19 protein-coding genes are annotated in these 26,068 nt (G+C 44.1%); 14 read left to right on the top strand and 5 right to left on the bottom strand.

Features of this window, described 5'->3' with window-relative positions; all coding sequences use genetic code 11:
- Positions 1-2 precede the first annotated feature (2 nt).
- Together LVQ76_RS01545 and LVQ76_RS01540 are read left to right on the top strand one after the other, a co-directional pair.
- The gene (locus LVQ76_RS01545) at positions 3-428 is read left to right on the top strand and encodes an ion channel (RefSeq protein ID WP_232920807.1); all 426 of its coding nucleotides are present in this window, start codon (positions 3-5) and stop codon (positions 426-428) included.
- 235 nt (positions 429-663) lie between these two features.
- Entirely contained in the window at positions 664-2,067 is a 1,404-nt protein-coding gene (locus tag LVQ76_RS01540; protein ID WP_232904084.1) for a diguanylate cyclase, read from the top strand.
- A gap of 56 nt (positions 2,068-2,123) precedes the next feature.
- Here LVQ76_RS01540 and LVQ76_RS01535 read toward each other — a convergent pair whose 3' ends face one another.
- Positions 2,124-3,548: a sugar porter family MFS transporter gene (locus LVQ76_RS01535; protein WP_232920806.1), complete on the bottom strand. Its 1,425-nt coding sequence runs from the start codon at positions 3,546-3,548 to the stop codon at positions 2,124-2,126.
- Between the two features lie 407 nt (positions 3,549-3,955).
- Between LVQ76_RS01535 and LVQ76_RS01530 the strand changes: the two genes are divergently transcribed.
- Positions 3,956-4,537, top strand: a complete 582-nt coding sequence (locus tag LVQ76_RS01530; protein WP_232920805.1) for a sugar O-acetyltransferase — start codon at positions 3,956-3,958, stop codon at positions 4,535-4,537.
- Between the two features lie 54 nt (positions 4,538-4,591).
- A complete protein-coding gene (locus LVQ76_RS01525; protein ID WP_232920804.1) occupies positions 4,592-6,202 on the top strand; it encodes an FAD-NAD(P)-binding protein in 1,611 nt (536 codons plus the stop codon).
- Positions 6,203-6,293: 91 nt separating this feature from the next.
- Here LVQ76_RS01525 and LVQ76_RS01520 read toward each other — a convergent pair whose 3' ends face one another.
- On the bottom strand, positions 6,294-7,283 hold the full coding sequence (locus tag LVQ76_RS01520) for a LacI family DNA-binding transcriptional regulator (RefSeq protein WP_151994870.1): 990 nt from the start codon (positions 7,281-7,283) through the stop codon (positions 6,294-6,296).
- Positions 7,284-7,294: 11 nt separating this feature from the next.
- The gene (locus LVQ76_RS01515) at positions 7,295-8,263 is read right to left on the bottom strand and encodes an ROK family protein (RefSeq protein ID WP_232864291.1); all 969 of its coding nucleotides are present in this window, start codon (positions 8,261-8,263) and stop codon (positions 7,295-7,297) included.
- 252 nt (positions 8,264-8,515) lie between these two features.
- On the opposite strand from LVQ76_RS01515, the gene LVQ76_RS01510 reads away from it, so the two are divergent.
- Together LVQ76_RS01510 and LVQ76_RS01505 are read left to right on the top strand one after the other, a co-directional pair.
- A complete protein-coding gene (locus LVQ76_RS01510) occupies positions 8,516-9,754 on the top strand; it encodes an oligosaccharide MFS transporter (RefSeq protein WP_232864292.1) in 1,239 nt (412 codons plus the stop codon).
- A 17-nt stretch (positions 9,755-9,771) separates the two neighbouring features.
- Positions 9,772-11,886: a glycoside hydrolase family 36 protein gene (locus LVQ76_RS01505; RefSeq protein WP_232864225.1), complete on the top strand. Its 2,115-nt coding sequence runs from the start codon at positions 9,772-9,774 to the stop codon at positions 11,884-11,886.
- A gap of 191 nt (positions 11,887-12,077) precedes the next feature.
- Here the strand turns inward: LVQ76_RS01505 and fucO are convergent, their stop codons facing one another.
- Both fucO and fucA read right to left on the bottom strand, forming a co-directional pair.
- The gene (gene fucO / locus LVQ76_RS01500; protein ID WP_232920803.1) at positions 12,078-13,226 is read right to left on the bottom strand and encodes a lactaldehyde reductase; all 1,149 of its coding nucleotides are present in this window, start codon (positions 13,224-13,226) and stop codon (positions 12,078-12,080) included.
- Between the two features lie 38 nt (positions 13,227-13,264).
- On the bottom strand, positions 13,265-13,912 hold the full coding sequence (fucA, locus tag LVQ76_RS01495) for an L-fuculose-phosphate aldolase (RefSeq protein ID WP_151994875.1): 648 nt from the start codon (positions 13,910-13,912) through the stop codon (positions 13,265-13,267).
- A gap of 500 nt (positions 13,913-14,412) precedes the next feature.
- On the opposite strand from fucA, the gene fucP reads away from it, so the two are divergent.
- From fucP to LVQ76_RS01455, 8 genes are all read left to right on the top strand, one after another.
- On the top strand, positions 14,413-15,762 hold the full coding sequence (gene fucP / locus LVQ76_RS01490; protein ID WP_255668742.1) for an L-fucose:H+ symporter permease: 1,350 nt from the start codon (positions 14,413-14,415) through the stop codon (positions 15,760-15,762).
- A 49-nt stretch (positions 15,763-15,811) separates the two neighbouring features.
- Positions 15,812-17,599 carry an L-fucose isomerase gene (gene fucI / locus LVQ76_RS01485; protein WP_232920802.1) on the top strand — a complete coding sequence of 596 codons (1,788 nt, stop codon included), beginning with the start codon at positions 15,812-15,814 and terminating at the stop codon, positions 17,597-17,599.
- A gap of 87 nt (positions 17,600-17,686) precedes the next feature.
- Positions 17,687-19,150 (top strand): L-fuculokinase, encoded by a 1,464-nt coding sequence (gene fucK / locus LVQ76_RS01480; RefSeq protein ID WP_232920801.1) that lies wholly within the window; start codon positions 17,687-17,689, stop codon positions 19,148-19,150.
- 2 nt (positions 19,151-19,152) lie between these two features.
- The gene (gene fucU, locus LVQ76_RS01475; RefSeq protein ID WP_232920800.1) at positions 19,153-19,575 is read left to right on the top strand and encodes an L-fucose mutarotase; all 423 of its coding nucleotides are present in this window, start codon (positions 19,153-19,155) and stop codon (positions 19,573-19,575) included.
- A 65-nt stretch (positions 19,576-19,640) separates the two neighbouring features.
- Complete coding sequence (gene fucR, locus LVQ76_RS01470; RefSeq protein WP_151994880.1) at positions 19,641-20,348, top strand: L-fucose operon activator; 708 nt, start codon at positions 19,641-19,643, stop codon at positions 20,346-20,348.
- 654 nt (positions 20,349-21,002) lie between these two features.
- Positions 21,003-23,132: an EAL domain-containing protein gene (locus LVQ76_RS01465; RefSeq protein ID WP_232920799.1), complete on the top strand. Its 2,130-nt coding sequence runs from the start codon at positions 21,003-21,005 to the stop codon at positions 23,130-23,132.
- A 67-nt stretch (positions 23,133-23,199) separates the two neighbouring features.
- Complete coding sequence (locus LVQ76_RS01460; RefSeq protein WP_232920798.1) at positions 23,200-25,410, top strand: EAL domain-containing protein; 2,211 nt, start codon at positions 23,200-23,202, stop codon at positions 25,408-25,410.
- 35 nt (positions 25,411-25,445) lie between these two features.
- A complete protein-coding gene (locus LVQ76_RS01455) occupies positions 25,446-26,057 on the top strand; it encodes a helix-turn-helix domain-containing protein (RefSeq protein WP_232904076.1) in 612 nt (203 codons plus the stop codon).
- Positions 26,058-26,068 lie beyond the last annotated feature (11 nt).

The following is a 26,068-nucleotide window of genomic DNA, read 5'->3' as shown; positions in this document are numbered from 1 at the left end:
AAATGTTGCTGGTCTTGATAACTGGGATGCCTGTCATCCTGTGCAATATGTTGCTGCAATCACTTATGTCTGTTTGGTGCATTCGCTTTTACATCAAGCGCTTTCACCAGAGGGAAGGGATGTTGTACGGCGTATTGGCATTGTTTGGCATCATCATCATTGTATTAATGGGTAACCTGCTGCAAATAATGCTGTGGGGGATTTTGTTTTTGTGGCTGGGGGAGTTTTCCTCAATGCAAGAGGCGGTTTATCACTCTGGCGTCAATTTTGCCACGTTGGGCTATGGCGATATCGTGATGAGTGCGAAATGGAAACTGCTCGGCCCACTGGAAGCGGTGAATGGTGCGCTGATGATTGGGTTGTCCGGTGCCAGCATGCTGGCGGTGCTACAGCACCATATCCGCAAGCAATTGGGGAATTTAAAGTAATCTTTTTTATCTGGCGCAAAGTTTTTCGCTATTGCTGCAATATTGGGTTGCATAGCAGAAGTATTGACGTATTTAAAGCAGTTGAATGTATTTAAATGTGGAAATTTTAAGTAAGAGAATTATATATATCTGGAAATGATAAAGTTATACAAAAAAGAGCAGTTGAGATAATATTCAACTCACAGGGGAATTCCTTAATAGAAATAATATCTCGCGAAGAATAAATGTTACACTTATGAAAAACATCCAACCTCTTAATTACGACATTATTAAAAATGAGTGGCAGTTGTTAATTAATAATACAAATGCTGCAACTCATCAGACCCTTATGAGCCTTAGTGATGAGGAGGTCAGGCAACTGGTTGATGCGTATTATCAATATATGTTGCAGGATGAGAAGGCGAAATTATTCCTTAGCACGACCCAGGTTGAAGAGAGACTTAGTGCCAGTATGAATAACTGGTTGCGCAAAGTGCTGGGGAGTTCGTGTGAAGATTTAGCCGCGTTAATTACTCATCAGCGCAATGTTGGTGAGGTTCATGCTCGGATTGGGTTGCCTATCGATCTTGTTGCCCGTGGCGCCAGAAAGCTGAAGTATGAACTTTTTCAATTGCTATTAAATAAAACACAACTCTCTGCAAAAGAAATTAACGATGCTATCTTCTTTAGTGGCATGGCAATAGATTCGGCAATTGAAGTGATGACTATTGCTTTTACACCTTCACATCAAAAAATGATGCACGATCAAGAACATTTTCGCCTGCTAACTGTTTATGACGATATGAGCGTGGAACGTGAACGTCAGTTAGGGGCATTAAAAGATTGGGAAAATCAGTTTATTTATAATATTGCGACTGAATTGCCATTTGAAGAACGTGTGCTACTTAGTGATTCTGAATTCGGGCTATGGTTTGCTCATAAAGGCCAGCATATTTTCAGGCAGCCAGATTTAATTAAGAAAGTTGATGCGCTGATCCAAAAAATAGATAGGCTTATTACCACAGAGTTTGCTAAAGAATCATCAAATACGTTAAGTCGCATTCATTTGCTACGCCTGTTAAGGCAAGATATTGAACAGGTTAATATGATTCTTAGCTCTATCTTCGAAGAGATAGTGAAAAGTGAGAATGGTAAAGATCCAATGACCAAACTACTCACTCGTCGCTTTATTCCTACGATTATGAGACGTGAGATTGGTTTATCCATTAGCTCCGGTAAACCTTTTACAATCGCTTTGTTGGACATAGATTACTTCAAAAAAATCAATGATAACTATGGTCACGCCGTCGGTGATAACACACTAAAAAATATTGCGGTCTGGTTGCATGAGTATGTGCGCAGTAGTGACTATGTTTTCCGCTACGGTGGTGAAGAATTTATGTTGTTGATGGTGGAAACGACACTGTCTCAGGCTCAAGTCCTGACGGAGCGACTGCGCAGCCATATTGCCAGCCAGATGATTGAAGTCGATGTAGACACCTCATTTAATGTCACCATCAGTGCAGGTTTGGTCGAATTCGATAACCACCCTGATTACCAGCGGCTTATTAACAAAGCAGACCAAATGTTGTATCAGGCAAAAAATAATGGTCGCAACTGTATTGAGAGTTACCCATTCGGCATGGATAACTCACTTTAATTGCCAGATTAAATAGATAAACCCTGATTCAGTCAGGGTTTATTGTTCTGGAGGAATTACTGCCCAATATTACGTAGCTTTTCACCCGCCATAAGTTTCTTCTCAATGTGTTCCAGAGTGACATTCTTCGTTTCTGGAATTAGCCAGAAAGTGACGCCGATAAATGCAATATTAAGAGCGGTATACATCCAGAATGTGGCTGCCGGGCCAACTGCATCTAACAGGCTCAGGAATGTTGCACCAATTATCATGTTCGACACCCAGTTCGTGGTGGTTGAACAGGTAATCCCAAAATCACGGCTTTTCAGCGGTTGGATTTCAGAGCACAGAATCCAAACCACAGGTGCGGCACTCATCGCATAGCCTGCGATACACATCATAGTCATACCGACAGACAGGTAAGACAAACCATCTGAAGCATTGCCATTATCAAACTGCATCAGGCAATAGCCCAACACCAGCGTGCCAACAGCCATAACGCTAAAGCCAATTTTCAGCGCCGGTTTACGTCCTGCTTTATCGACCATGAAAATAGCAATGAAGGTGGCGAGCATAAACGTCAGGCCGACAACAATGGTTGCCATCATCTGTTCATGCGTGGTTGTGAAACCAGCCATTTCAAAGATTTTTGGCGCGTAATACATAATGATATTCATGCCGGTGAACTGCTGCATCGCTTGCAACAACATGCCAAGGAATACGGCACGGCGCACGTTGCTGTTCATTTTGAACAGCTCCCAACCGTGCTGTTTTAACTTGAGGCTTTCACGGATATCCTGCAATTCCTGGCGCGCTTTCTCCGAGGTATCTCGCAACTTACTTAATACTTCTTCTGCCTCAATATGGCGCCCTTTAGCCGCCAGCCAGCGTGGGCTATTGGGCAAAAAGACAACCAGTATCAGCAGCAGGAATGCAGGAATTGCCAGCACGCCTAGCATCATTCGCCAGTCGCCGCTGTAGCTCAGGGCTGTATCTGATAAGAATGCCAGCAAAATACCCAGCGTAACCATCAGCTGATACATGCTGATCATTTTCCCGCGAATATCTTCCGTTGCCATTTCAGACAGATAAAGAGGGGCGGTGTATGAAGCAATCCCCACCGCCATCCCAAGGACAACGCGCGAGACCATCAATATTTCTACCGTTGGCGCGAGTGCAGAGCCGAGTGAGCCGATAATAAATAATATCGCTCCTGCCATAAGACTATATTTGCGACCCAACGCAGATGAGAGCCAGCCGTTTGCAAGAGCACCGATTGCTGCGCCTAACATCATGGTACTCACAACCCACTCTTGCTGTTGGCTACTTAAATTAAAATGCTGAGTAATAAAGGGTAATGCGCCAGAAATCACTCCGATATCAAGTCCAAACAACAGGCCCGCTACCGCTGCAGAAACGGAAACAAACAGTGTCATTCGGCGCGAGTCGCGCGCTCTGGTATTGAGGTGACTGGGGCAACCAGGCAGTACTTCATTAGACATAATAAATCTCCAAAATCCCGCAAGCTCAATGTAGTTTCCGAAAACCAATGACTGCACTTTATAAGATCTTTCCAGAAAGCGTCTGACTCCAGGTAGGCAGATATATGGATTATTTTGCTGTGGTGATCATTTGTGTGATGAGTGCGACATAATTGATAAATTCAGTGAATGACAAGATAAATACATAAATAACAACCAGATAGCTTGAAGCTTTAGAGGTTTTTATCAGGTGTGGTCATAACAATACAAATATTTGATATGGATAAATTTTGTTCTACTTTTAGGTGTTGTAAGAACCAACTGAATATATTGACGTTTGTGCTAACTATGCAGTTTACGAAAGGTAGTTATTTATCAGTTCTAAAAAATATGATTTAACAACATCAATTGCCTGTGAGGAGTTGAGAATGCGCGAATTTAGCAAAATGGTGAGTGGTGAAAATTATCATATTAATGACCCCGAGTTACGTGAAATCCGTTACCGGGTACGCGATATCGTTGATGAATTTAATGCATTAAGTGCCCGTGCCGTTACCGAGAAAGAGAGGTTAATTCGCACAATATTTGGCAGCGTTGGCGAAAATGTTCATTTCGAAAAAGGAATGCGTATTGATTACGGCTGTAATACCCATATCGGGAATAATGTATTTATTAATTTCAACTTTGTGCTACTGGATTGTGCGCCAGTGACTATTGGTAATAACGTATTTATTGCTCCTGACGTACAAATTTATACCGCGCAGCATCCGCTGGACCCTGATACGCGAAACCAACATATTGGCAGCGCACGGCCGATAAATATTGGCGATGATGTATGGATCGGTGGGGGATCTATTATTTTGCCAGGTGTGACTATCGGTAAAGGCAGCACTATTGGTGCAGGAAGCGTGGTGAAACATGATATTCCTGCCGGAGTCATTGCTGCGGGTAACCCATGCCAGGTAAAACGAGTTTGTTTGGCAGATAAATTGCCAGAAACCGTTGAATGAGCCTAATCTCAACATAGAGATGGAAGACTTTATAACAACGGTGGGTGCAGATTGATGAAAAGAATCGCTATTGTCGGCGCAGGCCCTACGGGCATTTACACTCTTTTCTCCCTTCTGAAGAAGCAAGTGCCACTGTCCATTTCTATCTATGAGCAGGGCAGTGAGGCAGGGGTGGGTATGCCTTACAGTGATGAAGAAAACTCCCGAATGATGCTGGCCAATATTGCCAGCATCGAAATCCCGCCTATTTTTTCGACCTACATCGACTGGTTGCGCAGCCAAAGTGAACATCATCTGGCGCGTTATGGTGTTCGCCATGACTCACTTCATATCCGACAGTTTCTACCGCGTATCCTTCTTGGCGAGTACTTCCGCGATCAGTTTCTGGAGCTGGTTGTTCAGGCAAAAGAGCAAGGGTTCCGCGTGGAGGTTCATGAATCTTGCCAGGTCACCGATCTGGCGGCGACTACCGAGGGAGTAAAACTGTGGGCAGAAGGTGAACCTTCCCCAGCGTTGTTTGATCTCGTCGTGATTGCCACCGGGCACGTATGGCCTGATGAGGATAAGTCGACCCGCACCTTTTTCCCAAGCCCATGGTCAGGGCTGATGGAGGCTAAAATTGCTGCGTGTAAGGTCGGAATTATGGGGACATCGTTGAGTGCTCTGGATGCAGCGATGGCAGTGGTCATCCAGCATGGAGAGTTTGTTGAATCGGAACAAGAGCAAATCCATTTCAATCTCGATGAGGGGAGTGAAAAGCTTAACATTGTGCTTATGTCCCGATCGGGGATTCTGCCGGAAGCTGATTTCTACTGCCCAATCCCTTACGAGCCACTAACTGTCGTGACGCAAGAGGCGATAAATCACGAAATTTCAGCAGGGGCCGATGGTCTTCTCAATCGGGTTTTCGGCCTTATGGTTGAGGAAATTGAACGTGCAGACCCGGCATGGAGCAAACACCTGGCGCTCAATACGTTGGATGCGGATAGTTTTGCTGAAGCCTGGTTTGCTGACAGGAAAATGAACGACCCGTTTCACTGGGCTGAAGCCAATCTTTATGAAGTTGAACGCAATAAGCGCGACAAGCGAACGGTTCCCTGGCGTTACGTGATCCTTCGGTTACATGAAGCCGTCCAGTTGATTGTGCCTTATCTGGACGAGCAGGACCGGGAACGCTTTAACGTGGGCCTTGCACGAGTGTTTATCGACAATTACGCAGCAATACCATCGCAATCTATTCGCCGTTTACTGGCGTTACGCGAGGCCGGGATAATCAGCATTCTTACGCTCGGGCCAGATTATAAGATGGATGTAAAAGAGAAACAGACGGCGATTTCCGTCGGGCAAAATGTTTATGAGTTTGACGTTTTTATTGATGCCCGCGGGCAAAGGCCGCTTAAGACTAAAGATCTACCGTTTCCTGGCCTACGAAAACAGCTCGAGTCTGGCGGCGATGATATTCCGGATGTCGGTGAGGACTACATATTACTACAACCGGAATCTGTCCGTGGGCGCATTGCTTTTGGGGCGCTGCCTTATCTGATGCACGATCAACCCTTCGTTCAGGGGCTGACTGTCTGTGCGGAAATTGGAGAAGCTATGGCAAAAGGGATATTTGAGTCAGCAGCTAATGCGCGCAGGCGATTACCATTTTTAGAGTTGTAACAACAAAGTCAGGGCTTCTTATTATTTAAAGAAGCCTTATATTTCGCTCAAGCCTAATGATTAAAGCCTGGTCAGGCTGGTGTGCTCAGCGTTACTTTTCTTTACCGCTGCTTTCTCGAATAACCAACTTCACTGGCAATAGCTGGTTTTTCTCCTGTAATGCATTAGAGAGTAATAAGCTGACTGCCTGATGTCCTAATTTATGTTTATCGACGGCAACTGTTGTTAATGAAGGACGTCCCCAAGCTGCGGTTTCAATATTATCAAATCCAACAATCGCCACATCCTCAGGCACCTTTAATCCACGCTGTTCGCACATATTAATGGCAATCATCGCGGTGACGTCGTTGTAAGCGAAAATAGCATCAGGGGGAGTGGGTAGGTTTAACAGTTCGTTCATCGCATAAATCAGCGATTGCTCTGTATCAACCAGTGGGGACGCAATCACTTCATATTCAGGCGGCATCAACATTTGTGCTTCATACAGCGCCTGGCGATAGCCTTTCTCACGCTGACGAATACTGTAATGGGAGAGTGTACTGGCTAAAAAAGCGATACGTTTTCGACCCAGTTTAATCAAATGTTGGGTGGCTAAATAACCACCATGAACATTATCAGGGTTAACACACGGCAGGCCAGGTGACCATAAGTCGACCAGCACCATAGGTAATTTCATCTGCGCGAGCGTAGCAATGAGTTGCGGTTCAAAGTATCCCGCACAAATTAGCGCATCAGGGTGATGCAGAAGAACCTGATCATTAATCGCATCATCCGGACCGATTGCCAAAAAACTCATCGCAATTCCTTTCGCGCGGCAATTATCTTCGACGCCAAGTAGCAATGACGAATAGAAGGGCAGAGCACGCGCAATATCATGCTGACGATGTAGCAAGAAGAGAACCCGTTTTATCTTATCGCTGTGCAGTCGCGAAAAGTCATATCCTTGCTCTTCGGCGATGGCCACAATACGCTGTCGTGTCTCTTCTTTCAGGCCCGGTTGGCCCTTTAGCGCACGTGAAACTGCACCGACGGATACCCCACATGCCTGCGCAATATCTCTGATTCTTACTGGTTTAGTCATGCCTCTCCCGTTTAATTTCCTGATGCACCGTAGCGTTCATTCGCATCTTCCTTGTTGCGTTGAAAAGCTTGGTTAATCTTTTGATGGCCAAGCCACGCAGCACCTCTTACACCACTGCTGTCACCGTATTTCGCCGCAATCAGCGGGGTGCAACAGCTGTTGCCAAATACATACTTTGCCATACGTTGCTGTAACGATGTGTAAAGCTCGGCAATATTTGATACCCCGCCACCAATAACGATGACATCAGGGTCCAACAAATTCACCACACTGGCTAATGCCCGGGCAACTTGATCAAGAAAGTTGTCCCAACATTGCATCGCCGTAACATCGTTAGCTCTGACAAGAGAAATTATGTCAGGGACTTTACCATGTTTACTATAATTTTGATGGTATTGACGTTCAAGGCCGGTACCAGAAATAAATGATTCGAGACAATTATCCTGACCACAGTAGCAGCGAGATGTAATGCCATCACGTTGCGGATTGTAATGAGGCAGGGGGTTGTGGCCCCATTCTCCACTACAGGCATTTGGCCCAGTCAGTAAGTGCTGCCCAACGACTAAACCTCCTCCGCAGCCTGTTCCCAGAATTACACCAAACACAGAATGAAAACCCGCACCACTCCCATCGATAGCTTCGGAAAGGGCAAAGCAGTTTGCATCATTTGCTACAGCAACAGGTTTGCCAATTAATTCAGTAATATCAATAACAAAATGTTGTTTATTAATAATCTGAATATTCGAATTTTTGATCAGATGGGTTTGCGGATCCGGTGTGCCGGGTAAACCGATGCCAATACTAAGAGTTTCCGAAACATGCTTTTCTGCCTCCTGAATGATTCCACTGATGCTGTTCAGGAAAGCCGGATAGTTTTCCTTACAGGTAGGGTACCGCTGACGGTAAACAACGTTACCTTGCTCATCAAGCACCACCGCTTCAATTTTGGTTCCGCCAATATCCAGACCTAATCTTTTCATATTTTTCCTCAACATGTTTTTCAGTGTTATTTTTTTGATTACTAAAAATAGCATTTCCATGACGGATTTATGAGTGCCTAAGGAATATCACAATATCTTTTGTTGTTTTTTTATTGCGCAGATCACATTAAATGGCTTCAAAAAACAGAGGGTGTGATGCTTGTCACGCTTCAAGAAACAGTGATCTTTGCAGGGTTAATTTTAATCACTAAGGTGGCCTTGGTTTGTTTACTAAAAAATAATGAGGTGTCTATGTCTTCGTCAGGAAACGGGATACAAAAACAGAACTACCTTTTATCAAGCTTATGGTTTCTGTTCTTCTTTATCTGCTGGGGGTCTTGCTTTCCCTATTTATCTTTATGGCTTACTGAAAGAATCGGTATCAACTCTGCTGAAGTTGGTATGGTCTATACCTGCATTGCTACCGTCGCCGTCGTCTTCCAACCGATATTTGGCATTCTTGCCGATAAACTACATTTTCGAAAACATCTGATGTGGATGCTGGTCATCCTGATGATTGCATTCGCACCGTGGTGGATTTGGGTCTTTGCACCACTACTGAAAGTCAGTGCAATTGCTGGAGCGGCCGCCGGCGGTATCTTTATCGGCCTTGCTTTCGGATGTGGTTGCGGGGTCTGTGAAGCCTATATTGATAAAGTTTCACGTCTCGATGGATTTGAATTTGGCCGTGCGCGTATGTGGGGGGGGATTGGTGCCGCCGTAGGTACGTTTCTCTCCGGTAAATTATTTGTCGTCAACCCGGATTACATCTTTATTATGGCCAGCGCAGCAGGTGTTTGTCTTGCGTTGATCTTGCTGGTGTTTCGCCCGGGGAAAAATTTCCTTGGTAACGTCAGTTCTGAACGTGCGAAGGTGAATAAGAGCGATATTTTCGATCTGCTGTGCACCAAAAGATTCTGGTTTCTGGTGTTGTATATGGTGGGTGTCGGTGCTGTTTATGAAACATATGATCAGCAATTTGCGGTTTACTACAGCACGTTCTTTGAAAGCAAAGCGCGTGGCGCTGAAGTCTTTGGTTATTTATATACCGCGCAGATTTTCCTTGATGCCATGACAATGTTCTTTGCGCCAGCCATCGTTAACCGAATTGGCCCGAAAAATGCCTTACTATACTGCGGATTTATTATGACTTTCCGTATTATTGGTAGCGCAATGGCAACGGGACCAGTATTGATCTCAACCATGAAACTTTTGCATGGTTTTGAAAGTTCAATTCTTATTATTGCCACCCTGAAATATATTTCTGCTAACTTCGACTGGAAATTATCTGCCACGGTCTATTTAATCGGCTTCCAGTTTGCAAAACAGTTTAGCCAAATATTTATGAGCACGACTATTGGCGGTATGTATGACGTGCTGGGCTTTAAAGAGTCTTACACTATCCTTGGTCTTGTCGCTCTGGTATTTACGGTTATATCAGTATTCACTTTATCGCATAAACGGGTTCAGCCACTTATTCCTGCACACTAATTTATATTGAGGTTTTCATGTCTGACTTATTAACTATCGTCGAAAACGGTATTATTATGGTTTTCGACTTGGCGGAGCGCGCCCGTTTATTACACTTTTCGACTGAATTTTTTAACCCAGAAAACATTACTGATAATAGTGATGCTCAGTCGCGCTTTAATCTGGTGGAAGTGAATTTGTCCGGGCTTGATAAGCCACTGGAACGTCACGGTGCAGGTTTTACAGCAACAGCGCCGGGATATACATTACAGTTCGATTCCTTTAGTGATAACCATAATGATCAAGGGCGCAAGCTTATTTTTTTACTGACAGATACAGCCAGTGAAATCAGCGTTGAGGTGCATTATCAATTTTACAGTGAGCTATCAATTATTCGTAGTTGGACGGTTATTACCAATAAAGGAAGCATCCCGCAAACATTAGAGTATTTATCAAGCTTTGTCCTTAATGGTATAGAAAAAGATAGTTCTCCAGAGTGGGAGAAGAATTTCTCACTCCACATTCCGCACAATAGCTGGACGAGAGAATTACAATGGCGAAAATATAGTTTTGATGAGTTAGGTTTTACGCCGTGTATTCAAAAAGGATTGCAGCGTTCGTCAAAACCAATGCACTTTACTAATACCGGCGCATGGTCCACTAAAGAATATTTACCAATGGCTTATTTGCATGATAGTCATAACAACACGGGACTATTCTGGCAAATTGAAAACAATGGATCCTGGCACTGGGAAATAGGTGACCAGGCCGATCACTTGTATTTGCAACTAGGTGGGCCTAACGAATTTTATAGTCACTGGTTTAAGCAATTAAACTCTGGCGAATCGTTTACCTCCGTTCCTGTTGCTATTGGGGTGACTGCTCAAGGTTTTGACCATGCAATGGGCGTATTGACGCAGTATCGCCGTCGCATTCGTCGGATTAACGAGGATAACCAGAAACTCGGCGTTATTTTCAATGATTATATGAATTGTCTGTTTGGCGATCCGACCACCGAAAAATTATTACCGTTAATTGATGCTGCGGCTGCGGCTGGTGCGGAATATTTCTGTATTGACTGTGGCTGGTATGACAAAGGTGAGTGGTGGAACGGCGTTGGCCAATGGTTGCCGTCCGTAGAACGTTTCCCGGAAGGTATTGAGTTCGTCATTAGCTATATTCGCGATAAAGGAATGACCCCGGGATTGTGGTTAGAGTTAGAAGTCATGGGCGTGAAGTCGCCAAAACTGGCGGAGACTGATGATAGCTGGTTCTTCATGCGCCACGGGAAAAGGGTCTTTGATCGAAGCCGCTATCAACTCGACTTCACAAACCCGGCGGTTATTGCACATGCCAATGAGGTGATTAATCGTCTGGTGGATATTTATGGCGTTGGTTACATCAAAATGGATTACAACATCGAGCCAGGAATTGGTACCGAGCAAGGAGCTGACAGCTTTGGTGATGGGTTGCTGAAACACAATCGCGCTTATCTGAGCTGGTTGGATGATGTGTTCGCCCGCCATCCACAACTGATAATTGAAAACTGCGGTAGTGGTGGGTTACGCATGGATTACGCGTTGTTAAGCCGCTGTTCAATTCAGTCGACCAGCGACCAGGAAGATTATCTGAAATACGCCACGATTGCTGCCAATGCGCCAACGGCAGTTACCCCTGAACAGGCGGCTATTTGGTCGTATCCAATGCGCGATGGTGATGAGCAGGAAGTCATCTTTAATCAGGTATCGGCGATGTTGCTACGCATACATCAGAGTGGGCATTTAGCTGAACTTTCTGAGGCTAATTTTAACCTGGTGCAGGAGGCAATCAGTTTCTATAAAACGCTGCGTGATGACATTAAATACGCACTGCCTTTCTGGCCGCTCGGTTTGTCCCGCTTCTCGGATGAGTGGGTGGCTTTAGGGCTGATCGCACCAGGTGGAAAACGACTGCTGGCGGTGTGGCGTCGTGAAGGGGAACAGGCTGTTTGTGTGTTACCTATTAGCGAACTGGCGGCAAAAGAGGTTGTGATTAAGCAAGGTTACCCAACCACCATCACTCATGAGCCTCACTGGGATGGAACGCGTGGGGAGATGCGGATATCTATGCCTAATCGTTCGGCGGCAATCTTTGAAATTAACGCGATAAATTAAGATCATCAGGGGCCGCGTGTTATTCGGCAGCCCCTGATATTTAGAAACGTGGTTGTTATTCAGGCAATTTATCCCCGTCATACTTCAAATTGTTGATGCGTTGGCTGTTCGCCTTAGCCCCTTCGCGGGCCAGCGCAAGCACTGTTCAAAAGGCCAAAGCCTTTTGTTCCACAACTTGAATTATTTAGGGTTTATAGTGCTTTTAAATATAACTCGGCAATCTCTTCAATCTTCGCTTCACGAGGATTTCCTCCCGTGCACACGTCGTCAAACGCTGCCTGCGCCAGCTCCTGAATATCTTCTTTACGCATCCCAACGTCTCTTAATGTCGCGGGAATACCAACATCACGATTAAGAGATTCTACTGCCTGAATTGCCGCCTCTCGCGCATGTTCAAGAGTTGCGTGAGTCACTTCAAAACCCATTGCCTGCGCAATATGACGATACTTCTCACCCGTAAATTCTGCGTTGTAGCGCATCACGTGCGGTAGCAAAATTGCATTAGCGACGCCATGAGGTGTGTTGTAAAACGCACCTAACGGGTGCGCCATTCCGTGAACCAACCCTAACCCGACGTTTGAAAATCCCATTCCCGCCACATATTGCCCTAATGCCATTTTCTCAACGGCTTCTGCTTTGCCTGCAACTGAATCACGCAGAGAAGATGCAATAATTTCAATGGCTTTAAGATGCAAAGCATCAGTGAGCTCCCAGGCACCACGAGTAAGATAGCCTTCGATGGCATGGGTTAGCGCATCAACCCCGGTCGCTGCTTTTAATGAGGGGGGCATTCCGTCCATCATGTCAGCATCAATAAAAGCGGCCAGCGGGATATCGTGAGGATCGATGCAGACAAATTTGCGGCGATTTTCTTCATCGGTGATGACGTAGTTGACGGTCACTTCTGCCGCAGTACCTGCTGTGGTTGGAATCGCCAAAATCGGCACGCTTGGGCTGTGTGTAGGCGCCATGCCTTCTAAACTACGTACATCTTCAAATTCTGGATTGGCGCTGATGATGCCAATGGCTTTGCAGGTATCCTGTGGAGATCCTCCACCAATGGCAATCAGATAATTGGCGCCACTTTGCTGAAAAGCCGCTAACCCTTGCTGCACTACTTTGATGGTTGGATTAGGTGTAACGGCATCAAAAACCTGGTAATGAAGCCCAGCAGCATCCAGTTTTGATGTCACTTTTTCTACCACGCCACAGGCAACCAGTTGGGCATCGGTCACTATCAGTGCTTTGCCATAACCCCGGCGCATAACTTCTGGCACTAATTCATTGATAGCACCACGCCCAAACCATGACGTTTCATTCAAAATCATTCTTTTGGTCATTATGAAAATCCTTGCTTAAAAATGAATTTCTGGCGGGTTTATTCTTCAACACGCAGGCCGTAGCTTTTAAACTTCTCAAGCACAATGGCGATTTCTTCATCAGGCAAGACCGGGACGGAATCAGTGATTGGCAGAGTTGAAAGATAGAGCTTCGCTAAAACTTCAACTTCATGAGCCAACCAAAGAGCCTTCTGTAAGTTCGTTTCACAAGCGATCATACCGTGATGCTGCAAAAGCGTGGCTTTACGGTTTTTAAGCGCTACCGCAACGTGTTCAGAAAGTTTTTTGGTGCCAAAGGTGGCGTAAGGCGCACAAGGAATGGTGCTTCCGCCTGCTGCGGCAATCATGTAATGAATGGCAGGAATTGGGCGGTTAAGAATGGATATCGCGGTGCAATTTACCGCGTGGTTATGCACGACAGCATTGGCATCTGGGCGCGTCTGATAAGCTACCTGATGAAAGCGCCACTCGCTGGAAGGAACCTTTCCCTCTTCATGTTTACCGTCGGCATCGATATAAACAATCTGCTCCTCTGTGAGATTTTCATAAGGAATGCCAGTGGGGGTGATGAGTAACCCATCCTGGTAACGCACGCTGACGTTGCCAGCGGTTCCCTGATTTAGACCCAGGCGAGTCATTTCCAGACAGGTGTGAATGATTTCACGTGCGAGTAAATCTCTTTCCATTTTATTGCCTCTCTAAACTTCTTGAATAAAAAATAAACATGAATGGGGAATGTGATTTTTATCTTTATCCAGCAAGAGTTATTAAGAAGTTGCTAGTTCAGAAAGTGTGATCTTCATCAAGTTAAATGGCTTATTTAGATTCAATAACGAAATTGTGGAAATAGTAAAAATGTCCGTTTTATCTCAAGTGGATTTAAACGGGCAATTTATGACAATTTATGTCGTTAAATATCTAAACTGCCCGTTTTAAAATAAATAAAACCAATCGGGCATGCATGTTGTGTTTTTTATTCAATGCATGACGGAAACGGGCATATTAATTCTTTTACTGAAGTGATCATGCTCACACTTCACCTGCCAATAATGCTTAATGTGACTGAACTCATATTTTTAAGTGTTTTTTGTTTTAAGAATAGCTGCACTTACCGCACAAGCCGCATGATTGTCAGATTAGAAATTGGCTGACTGTATTGATTATGTTGCTGCGGAAATAAAAGCAGATGTACTTAATATTTAACGAGGGTGCTATGGGACAAGTTTCAATTCAGTCAGAGAGCTACTGCGTTGCCAGCAATGAGCGCAAAGGGAACTACGCCATTCCTTTTGCATTATTATGTTCACTCTTTTTCCTATGGGCTGTAGCGAACAATCTTAACGATATTTTACTACCGCAATTCCAACAGGCTTTTACATTAACAAATTTCCAGGCTGGGCTTATTCAGTCTTCATTTTATTTTGGCTACTTCCTTATTCCTATCCCTGCCGGGATATTAATGAAGAAGATGAGTTATAAAGCCGGTATTATTACTGGGTTGTTATTGTATGCCATTGGTGCGGCTTTATTTTGGCCTGCTGCGGAAGGAATGAGTTATTCATTGTTTTTAATTGGTTTGTTTATTATAGCAGCAGGGCTTGGTTGCCTGGAGACCGCAGCTAACCCGTTTGTTACTGTGTTAGGGCCTGAAGAGTCAGGGCATTTTAGAATTAACTTAGCTCAAACCTTTAACTCTTTCGGAGCCATTGTTGCCGTAGTATTTGGTCAGGGCCTTATTCTTTCCCATGTTCCTCATCAATCAGATGACGTATTAAAGAGTATGACGCCTGACCAGCTTGGTGCTTATAACCACAGCCTGGTGCTCGCCGTTCAGTCTCCCTACATGATAATCGTAGCGGTCGTATTAGTTGTGGCGCTGTTAATTGCGTTGACCAAGTTTCCTTCGATTCAAAGTGATTCCCATGACGAAAGTAAAGAAGCTGGTTCAGTCATGGCTTCTATATCTCGCCTGCTGCGTATTCGCCACTGGCGTTGGGCTGTATTAGCTCAGTTTTGCTACGTCGGCGCACAAACAGCCTGTTGGAGTTACTTGATTCGTTACGCTATCGAAGAGCTGCCGGGGACTACGCCAGGGTTTGCCGCCAACTATCTTACCGCCACCATGGTCTGTTTCTTCATCGGACGCTTCAGCGGCACATGGTTAATCCGCCGCTATGCACCTTTTAAAGTTTTGGCCATCTATGCCTTCGTTTCCATGTTGTTATGCATCATCTCAGCCGTGCTGGGCGGGCATCTTGGCCTGATAGCGCTGACTTTATGCAGCATGTTTATGTCCATTCAATATCCAACGATTTTCTCCTTAGGCATCAAGGGACTGGGCCAGGATACCAAATATGGTTCATCAATTATCGTGATGACTATTGTCGGTGGCGGGATTGTCACCCCGATTATGGGGTTCGTCAGTGATGCGGCGGGCAATATCCCGGCTGCTGAAATCATCCCCGCGCTGTGCTTCGCCATTATTTTCATTTTCGCCAAATTCAGATCAAACGTAATGCCGCGTGTAACGGCTTAAGCAATTCAACCTTAATAAGTGCAATTTACTGATTAATTTGAGGAATAAAATGAACAGCCAACACCAGTCTAAAAATCTACCAAAAATTGGTATTCGCCCTGTGATTGATGGTCGCCGTATGGGGGTACGTGAATCACTGGAAGAGCAGACCATGAATATGGCGAAAGCCACGGCAGCACTGCTGAGCGAACAACTTCATCATGCCTGTGGTTCACCGGTTGAATGCATTATCGCTGATGGCTGCATCGCCGGAATGGCAGAGTCAGCAGCTTGTGACGACAAATTCAGTAAACAGAATGTTGGCCTTACCATTACTGTGACGCCTTGCTGGTGTTATGGCAGTGAAACCATCGATATGGACCCATTCCGCCCGAAAGCTATCTGGGGGTTCAATGGTACAGAGCGTCCTGGCGCAGTTTATCTGGCCGCGGCATTAGCTGCCCACAGCCAAAAAGGGATCCCCGCGTTCTCAATCTATGGCCATGACGTACAAGATGGCGGCGATGAATCTATTCCTGCGGATGTGCAAGAGAAGCTGCTGCGTTTTGCTCGGGCAGGCCTGGCTGTGGCGAATATTAAAGGCAAAAGCTATATGTCTCTGGGGGGCGTTTCAATGGGGATTGCAGGTTCCATTGTGGACCACAATTTCTTTGAATCCTGGCTGGGCATGAAGGTGCAGTCTGTTGATATGACCGAGCTACGTCGTCGTATTGATCAGAAAATTTATGATGAACAGGAACTAGAGCTGGCACTGGCCTGGGCCGATAAAAACTTCCGCTATGGGCCGGATCTTAACGCGGAACAATATCGCCGTTCCCCTGAAAGCAGCCGCCAGGTATTGCGTGAAAGTTTGCTGATGGCGATGTGTATCCGCGACATGATGCAGGGCAATCCTGCGCTGGCACAAAAAGGTTTTGTTGAAGAATCCCTTGGTTATAACGCCATCGCCGCCGGTTTCCAGGGGCAACGTCACTGGACGGATCAATACCCGAATGGTGATACCGCTGAAGCCTTGTTAAATAGCTCCTTTGACTGGAATGGGGTGCGCAAGCCGTATGTGCTTGCGACCGAAAATGACAGTCTGAACGGTGTGGCAATGTTGTTTGGGCATATGCTCACGGGTACGGCCCAGGTATTCGCTGACGTGCGTACTTACTGGTCCCCAGAAGCGGTGAAACGCGTAACCGGTACCGATTTGACCGGGAATGCTGAGCACGGAATTATCCATTTAATTAACTCCGGTTCCGCAGCACTTGATGGTTCATGTCGCCAGCTTGATGAGCAGGGCAAGCCAACCATGAAGCCGCATTGGAAAATCAGCAAGAAAGAGGCTGATGACTGCCTGCAAGCTACCGAATGGTGCCCGGCCATCCATGAATATTTCCGTGGCGGCGGTTATTCATCACGCTTCCTCACTCGCGGTGGCGTGGCATTCACGATGTCCCGTATCAATATTATTAAGGGCATTGGGCCGGTCTTGCAGATTGCGGAAGGCTGGAGCGTTGAGCTGCCAAAAGATGTGCATGACATTCTGGATAAACGCACTAATGAAACATGGCCAACCACATGGTTTGCCCCACGCCTGACAGGCAAAGGCCCATTCACTGATGTTTACTCTGTGATGGCAAATTGGGGCGCGAACCACGGTGTGCTGACTATTGGGCATGTGGGTGCTGACCTTATTACCCTTGCGTCAATGCTGCGCATTCCAGTGTGTATGCATAACGTGGAGGACGGTGACATTTATCGCCCATCTTCATGGGGTGCTCATGGTATGGATGTGGAAGGCCAGGACTATCGCGCCTGCCAAAACTACGGGCCACTGTATAAAAAATAATGCTCCAGGGGGCTGCTTATAACCAGGCCCCTTTGTCGCCTCCCTTTGTTTGAGGGGGGCACATTTATACTTATCAAAGGAAGCATCATGAATCGTGATGTGGTGATTGTTCTGGACTGTGGTGCCACTAACATCCGTGCCATTGCCGTGGATTCGCAAGGCAATGTGGTCGCTAAAGCGGCTTTACCTAATGTAAGCCTTGCAGCTGAAGAAAATGACCAATGGCACATTTGGTCGCTCGATGACATTTTGCAGCGCTTTTCCGACTGCTGTATGCAAATTATTCCGCAGCTCAAAGGCGATAAAATTCACGCGTTGAGTGTCACAACGTTTGGTGTGGATGGCGCGCTGGTGGATGCTCAAGGGGAGCTCATTTATCCGATAATTAGTTGGAAATGCCCCCGCACGTCAGAAATTATGGAAAAAATTGACCGCTACATTACCCCCGGTGAGCTACAAACTATTTCGGGTATCGGTCAATTCAGCTTTAACACCTTATATAAACTTATCTGGCTAAAAGAAAACCGCCCTGAGTTGCTGGAAAAAGCGCACGCCTGGCTATTTATCTCTTCATTGATTAATCAGCGGCTAACGGGCGAATTCACGACCGACCGCACGATGGCAGGAACCAGCCAATTATTAGATGTTCGGCAGGAAATCTTCAGCAAGACTATTTTTCAGCGTACCGGCCTGCCAATAGAGCTGTTTCCACGTCTTGTCGCCGCAGGCGAGCATATCGGCAATCTCTTACCTCATATGGCGCAAAGCCTTGGAATACCAGCGGGAACAGCGGTTATTTCTGCCGGGCATGATACCCAGTTTGCGTTGTTTGGTTCTGGCGCAGGTTTAGATCAACCAGTGCTTTCATCTGGAACCTGGGAAATCCTGATGGTACGCACCCCGCAGGTTAACACCTCATTGCTGCCACGTTTTGCAGGTTCAACATGCGAGCTTGATAGCTGTTCTGGCCTGTTTAATCCCGGTTTGCAATGGCTGGCCTCCGGTGTTCTGGAATGGGTTCGTAAGCTGTATTGGCCGGATGGCACATTGCCTGCTGTATATGAGCAGATGATCGCTGAAGCCAAAACGATCCCACCAGGCTGCGAAGGTTTACGTATGAACTGCCAACTTCTCGACAGGCGCGAGCAGGCAGGCTGGAGTGGTGTGCATCTGCATACAGAACGCGGTCATTTCTATCGCTCAGCGTTAGAGAGTCTTTCATGGCAGCTACAGCAAAACTTGTTAGTGCTGGAAGATATCGGCGGTTTTAAAGCTCAAGAGTTGCTGCTGGTTGGGGGAGGGAGTCGAAACCCACTGTGGAACCAAATTAAAGCGGATGTCCTCAATCTACCTATCAAAGTCTTACAAGATGCGGAAACCACCGTTCTGGGAGCGGCAATGTTTGCCTGGAGTGGTGTCAACTTTTACACCTCACCAGAACAAGCACGTCAGCAAGTTAACTATCGCTACCAGTCTTATTATCCAGGCAAGCAAAGCGCGCAATATCAAGACCTCGCTTGCCAGTGCTCCGAAATATTCGAAGAGGTTTAACGATGTTAAAAACCATATCTCCATTAATTTCTCCTCAGCTACTTAAAACATTGGCCGAAATGGGTCACGGCGATGAAATCATTTTTTCAGATGCGCATTTTCCTGCCCATAGCATGGGCCCGAATGTTATCCGCGCCGATGGTTTAAAAGTGAGCGAGTTACTGGCCGCAATTATTCCGTTATTTGAACTCGATAGTTACGCCCCCCCGCTCGTCATGATGGCGGCAGTTGAAGGCGATGAATTAGATCCATGTGTTGAAACCCGGTATTTGCAGGCTTTATTTGCTGAAAAGCCGCAACATAAGGTCAGCCGTATTGATCGCTTTGCATTCTATGAACGAGCGCAGCAGGCATTTGCGATCGTCATCACAGGTGAGACCGCTAAATACGGGAATATTCTGTTAAAAAAAGGGGTTACACCGTAGTCTCAGACTCCTTGTTTTGCCATGCGCCACTGGCGCATGGTTGTTTCAGGTAGAGGAGAGGGCTTGTGAAAACGGTGCGCCATGCGGCTATAGTAGAACTCATTCGACAACATGAAACCCTGACAACTGAAGATCTCGCCGAGCTATTAAAGGTCAGTAAAGAAACCATCCGTCGTGATCTGAATGCTTTACAGACGCAGGGGAAAATCATTCGCCAGCATGGGCGAGCTAAGAGCATCAAGCGCGACACTCATGACAGTGGAGACCCATTTAGCGCTCGCCTCAAAAGCCATTTTGCCAGCAAGGCCGATATTGCGCGCCAGACACTACCGTGGATTAGTGCTGGAATGACCATCGCACTGGATGCGAGTTCAACATGTTGGTATCTGGCAAAACAACTCCCGGATATTGATATCACTGTTTTTACCAATAGTGTGCGTATTTGCCAGGAACTGGCAAAATGGAAAAATATACAGCTCATTAGTTCCGGTGGCTTGCTACAACGTAAATATGCTTGTTACGTCAATCCTGCAATTATTTCCCAACTTAAAGAACTGGATATCGACCTGTTTCTTTTCTCTTGTGAGGGAGTTGATAAGGATGGCGTGCTATGGGATTCCAATGCTTACAATGCGGAATTTAAATCATTACTCATGAAGCGCGCAGCACAATCTTTATTGCTTATCGACAAGAGTAAAATAAATAGAACCAGTGAAATAAAAATCGGCTGTGTGGAAGATGTTGTACTGGTTATTTCAAATCAAAATGCCTAGCGCATTCACAGGTTATTAATTCAATATAATAATGTGATCTACAAAAACAACTCTCCTGCTTGTCAGGACAGGAGTTGTAAACTCATTTTTCCAAAATGAATTAATACGGCCAACTTGAGTTGAATGTTGAAACACTGTGCTTGCGGCAAATAAATATGTGTAACAAACACTTACACTATTGTTCGTTTATTGATCTTTTAATTATTAGACTGCATTCGTTCCTCCGTAATATCTTGAAGTAATTATTCGAATTTAATTTCCGTAATTAAAAAAACCACACAATTAAAATTAACATTTTTTTAAAACTTAATTACATAACTAAACAAATTGATAGGTTTTATCGATCTATTGCCGGTGAATGATCTATAAGACCTATTGATTAAATCTATCGAAATTAATTTATTGATCGTTTATATCGATCTGTGTTTATATATTGAGCATGCCAATAGCTTCCGGGCTAACACCACTCTAACAATTGTGTTTGCATTGCGTCATAACTAGCAAAATATATGCATCTTTCTGGCAACACTAATTAATAAGAAACTCTGATGAATTATAACTCATACAAAAAATTCAACATTTGGAAATATTCGGAATTTTTATAAATATAGTTTTCAGTCAGGCAATAAATGTCCAAAAAAGAGTATTTTTGAGATGAGTACATGGTTTCAGAACACTTTTATTTATCAGCTCAACAACAGTCGGATTTTGTTATTCAATAACCGAGTTATAAAGTCTATTGTCGCAAGCTCCTTAGCTATTGTCCCCTTTGCCATCATCCGTGCATTACTTCTTGTTGGCTCAATCGTCTGTAACCAGCTGGGGTGGGGGAGTTTTTCGGTACAGTTGTTCCAGTTACAAGAAACGCTTACAGAATTTATGCCCATCGCAATAAATGCCTTTATGGCTTTACATTGGGCAATTCGTAATCGTTATTCAGTTATCCACTTTTTGACTATTAATTTCTGTAGCTTGCTATTTATTAGCAGGGTTATCAGTAATGATAAGCTTTTCTTCTTTGATATTACTGTTCCCTTAGCTTTACTTTCAGGCATTACGGTCAATTTATTGCTGGAAAAAACTATCGCTTTAGTGGATTCAGTTGATTTCCTGAAAAGCAAAAGCCGAAAAACATCAGCTCTTTTCTTCTGTTCTGTACTCATTATCACCTTTTCCACATTGATTATTGGCGTGGTAGCCCACTCCATTTACCTTTTAATTTTGCCCGTAATATCGCAAACGCTACTGCACTCTTACCCTGATAACTTCATCGATGGGTTGATTTATATTGTTCTTCGCTGCATACCGTGGTTCTTTGGTATTCATGGGTATTTTATTTGTGCCGATATTGATGCCGGATTTATTGCCGAAATGAATAGCAATATTGCTACCTGGCATGCAGGGCAAGGGCAGCTAAATATTATTAGCCCCGTTTTTTATAATATCTGGTGCACCATGGGTGGTACAGGAAATACCCTGGGAATGTTGCTATGCATATTGTTGAATAAAAAATCTCCGCACAGGAATTTGCTTGGCTTATCGCTTCCGCTGTCGCTGTTTAATGTGAATGAACCATTAATCTTTGGCTTGCCGATAGTCATGAACCCCTTGCTGATTATCCCTTTTGTTCTGGTGCCAGCTGTGTCCTATACAATAGCGTACACTGCAACTGTCTGGCATCTGGTGCCCCCGGTTTCTGAAGCGGTAAACTGGAGCGTTCCACCTATTTTGAGCACCTGGCTTGCCACTGGGGGATCGGTCTCCGCCATTATACTGAATATCGTTATTATTGGCGTAAGCGCGATTATCTACACACCATTTGTTAGAAAATGGTCTATTAGCAAACTAAAAACCCCTGAGTTGAATTTGTTTTTACCACCAACAAATTTAGACCTGGTTCCTGGGCATACGCTGCAGTCCGAAGAAAAATCTTATCTTGATGCACTGAGCAAGGTACAACACTTACAATCGAGTGGTCATTTCATTCTTTATTTTCAGCCTCAGGTACGGATCTCCGACCGTCGCATTATTGGGGTTGAGGCATTAATCCGCCATCAGGGTGAAGATGGGAAAATTACGCCACCTACTTTCCTACAATATTATGATCGCCTCAAAGCGATGGCAGATATAGATTTCTGGGTTATCGAGCAATCTGTTAATTATCTAAATCATCATCTTCAAGAATTTAATGAAATGACTCTGTCGGTCAATGTCTCGGCGCAGACACTGCTGGACAAGAGATTATTTAAAGTGATATCCCAAGTGCTGGAAAAACCTTTACCTCCAGGCTGGACTCTTGAGATGGAAATTACAGAGTCACAAGCTGTTATCGACCCGGTAAATGTGGCCTCGGTGCTGACAAAATTAAAATCAATGGGGATTCGTATTGCTCTTGATGATTTTGGGGCCGGGTACTCGACACTGAATTATCTGACACGATATCCGCTCGACAAGATAAAGCTTGATCGTTCACTTGTGCAGGGGCTAGCTGAAAATGGTGGGCTGCAGTTTTTAAAACAAGTCACCAGACTGTGCCGACTCACGCACTGCAATCTTGTTATTGAAGGTGTTGAAACTGAAGATGAGCTGCGCCAGGTTCTTATTGAAGGGATTGAAACAGACCAGGAACTTGCCCAGGTTCGCTCTGTTGGTATCGAACTGGCACAAGGGTTCCTTTTCTGGCGTCCGTTACCAGTTGAAAGATTATGCCAGGTCCTGAAAGAAAATCATCATTGCTCTAATAGTGTTTCAACCTATGAAAAGGAGCTGCAATTAACATCATGATGTTAAAGCGAGGCTTACTCTCACACGGATGTTTTTTTGTACATATTGATAGATGGAAAGTTGTTTAATGCAAATAAGTGCAGAAACCAGAAACACGACTAAACGCATGTTGGAAGCTTGTGTATTGTTGTTTCTGTTTCATTATGTTTTTGGTCTACTAATGAGTAGTGCTGAAGTGGGTGGATATGCTCTGACATTCTATGATCTCAGGCTGCCATTGTTTACTGCGCTACTTGTTTTATATGGTGTCAGAGCCATACCTGCACTTGGGCTGCTTTTTATCTACAGCTTAAACACGCAATCTGTGTTGCAAAACCTCACTGTTTATTCACAGTTGCTGGCCGCTTCAATCAGCTGCCTGATATATTTTATCTCTGTTGGAAGTAAAGGTGCAGTCAGTTTCGGGCGTTACAAATTAACATTTCATCGTATCGGTTGGTTGGTTGTTTTTAACTCTGTAGTGTTTGAGTTTGTCCATCAGTTAATGTTGTTTTTATTTCATTTTGATGAAGTTTTGTATGGTGAATTTTTTAGCACCAAAAACTTGATTAACGTCCAATGGATGATGACATCTTGCCTTACTGGTGTACCATTCTGTTATCTTATTCTTAGATGTATCAGCAATACAGCATGGTGCTGGCGTTACCTTAATGAACAAAGAAAAATAATATTTTCAGGTTCGCGAGTAGTTTATCGGATTATATGGTTATGCACTCTTATTGGCATCATGTATTGCTTACTATCCACTAAACATACATTTTTATTATTTACCGGATATGGTTTGTTATTACTTCTCCCGATAATGGTCTGGGGAACCGTGACTATTGGTCATTCATTTATTGTTCCCATCTGGAGTGTTATTTTAATTCTGCTCGGATTCCACAGTGACGGTTATATACAATATAATTACGCCATCAGTGAACTTGAAATCCTTGAACCTTTGGCAACTGCCTCTGCCACACTATTAGTTGTGTCCTACTCTTTAGTTTTATCTGGAGTGCTGGTTTCAAGTAATCGCTCATATATCAAAAAAATAACCAGGCTAATGCAAACTGAGTTTTATACTGGCTTACCGAATGTTTATGCACTCAAAAAATCTCTTGCTGACTACCCTGGGTCCGGACTTGCTTTAATTCACTGCCCTGAGCTTTGGACGTTGACACAAACGCATGGACTTAGCATTAGATTTATGTTCGTTAAGTCATTGACCGCCTATCTTCTCCCTCATCTTCAGGATAATGAAGAGATCTATTATCAACCAGGTTATGGGCTTTATATTAGACTGAGTTCTCCTGATAAAGAGCATATTAATAATATATATTCTTTAGTTAAGGCATACCGTTTTTCACATGACAACAATACATTGGGCATTAATTCAGGGTTGGCTTACATGTTAAGCTTGCCAGAAAAATATAATTTATTGATGATTGTCGGAAAGTTGTCTGCTGTTGCCGCAGAATCTATCAATAGTGAAGTTCCGGTAATGGTCGTTTGGGATGATACAGATTGTTTGGCGGTGGGACGTAATATAAAGAGTAATGACAATATACGGAGTGAGCTTCAAAGCGCTATAGACAACCAGTCTTTTATACTCATGGCTCAGCCTGTAATCTCATCACGTACAGATTTATACTATCATGAAGTCCTTATTAGGATCAGAAACAAAGATGGAAAGCTCTTATTTCCTGACGCATTTCTTCCTATTGCAGAACAAGCTGGGATTCTTGCTCAGTTAGATATGACTGTTATTGAACAAACATTCAGATTTATACAGTCACTTGATGAATCAAAATCCGAAAGTAAATTTAGTATTAATTTAGCCCCGCGGACGCTTCATCATATCTATTTTATTGAGCATTTGACGGTGCTATTCAAGAAGTATGAAATATCACCGGACAGAATTATTTTTGAAATCGTCGAAACGGACATTATTGACACTAAAGTAGCCGCTTTAAAGCTTGAAAAGATGCGCAGTCTTGGTTGCAAGATAGCCATTGATGACTTTGGTACCGGTTGCTCCAGCTATTCTCGCCTGGAAGAAATAGAAGCTGATATTCTTAAGATAGATGGATCTTTTATCCGCAAGATTCTTCATGATGACTTAAATCACTTTTTAGTTAGATCTTTCTGCACCGTTGCTAAAATCAAAAAAATGCAGGTCGTTGCAGAATTTGTTGAAAATGAAGAGATCAAGCAAGAGCTAATAAGAATAGGTGTAGATTGGTTACAGGGATACCACACGGGTAAGCCAGTGCCAATTGAAGAAGTAATACTTTAAATTAATCCAGAAGGTATTAATAGGGCACTTATGATATGAACAGTCGAACGGATATCTCGCACTCAGTAAAAGTAGTCGGTGAAGAGATAGAAAAATGTAAACATGCATTTTTTGCACTTAGAAAAAAGGGGCAGCACGTAGACCTTATTCAGGATAATCAGGTTGCATTCCTTAAATCGGGCATTGTTACTATTCATCGTATTGAAGATGGGCTACTGACTAACTCTATTAAAGCGCCCGCAGTTATTGGGCTTGGGCATATACATGATATTGGGCTGACACATTTCATTCAGTGTAAAAGCGAATGTTCTATGTGGATCCTTGATTCGAATATTGCTTTTGATTTATTTACAGAGAATAATTTATGGCAAGATGCTTTTTTTATAATCAGAAAGTATTTATATATCTGCATGCCTAAAGGAAAACTAATTCATAAATCATCAGCCAGGGAAATAGTTGTTGAACATTTGAAGGAAATTTGGGCTTTAGGTGAACCAGAAAGACACACAACTTCTGTGTACAATTTTATTCTTTCCAGAAATAATATATCGAGGAGTGCTGTTCAGAAGGTTGTAAGAGAGCTAGAAGGCTCAGGAGATATAAAATTTTACCGCGGGAAATTGATTGAATTGAATGAGATGGCTTGATTTTATAACAC

It is taken from the genome of Buttiauxella cochleicola (assembly GCF_021283185.1).
Classification (GTDB): Bacteria; Pseudomonadota; Gammaproteobacteria; order Enterobacterales; family Enterobacteriaceae; genus Buttiauxella; species Buttiauxella massiliensis.
Note: the sequence above shows the minus strand (reverse complement) of the source record. Positions and strands in the feature narration are given on the sequence as shown.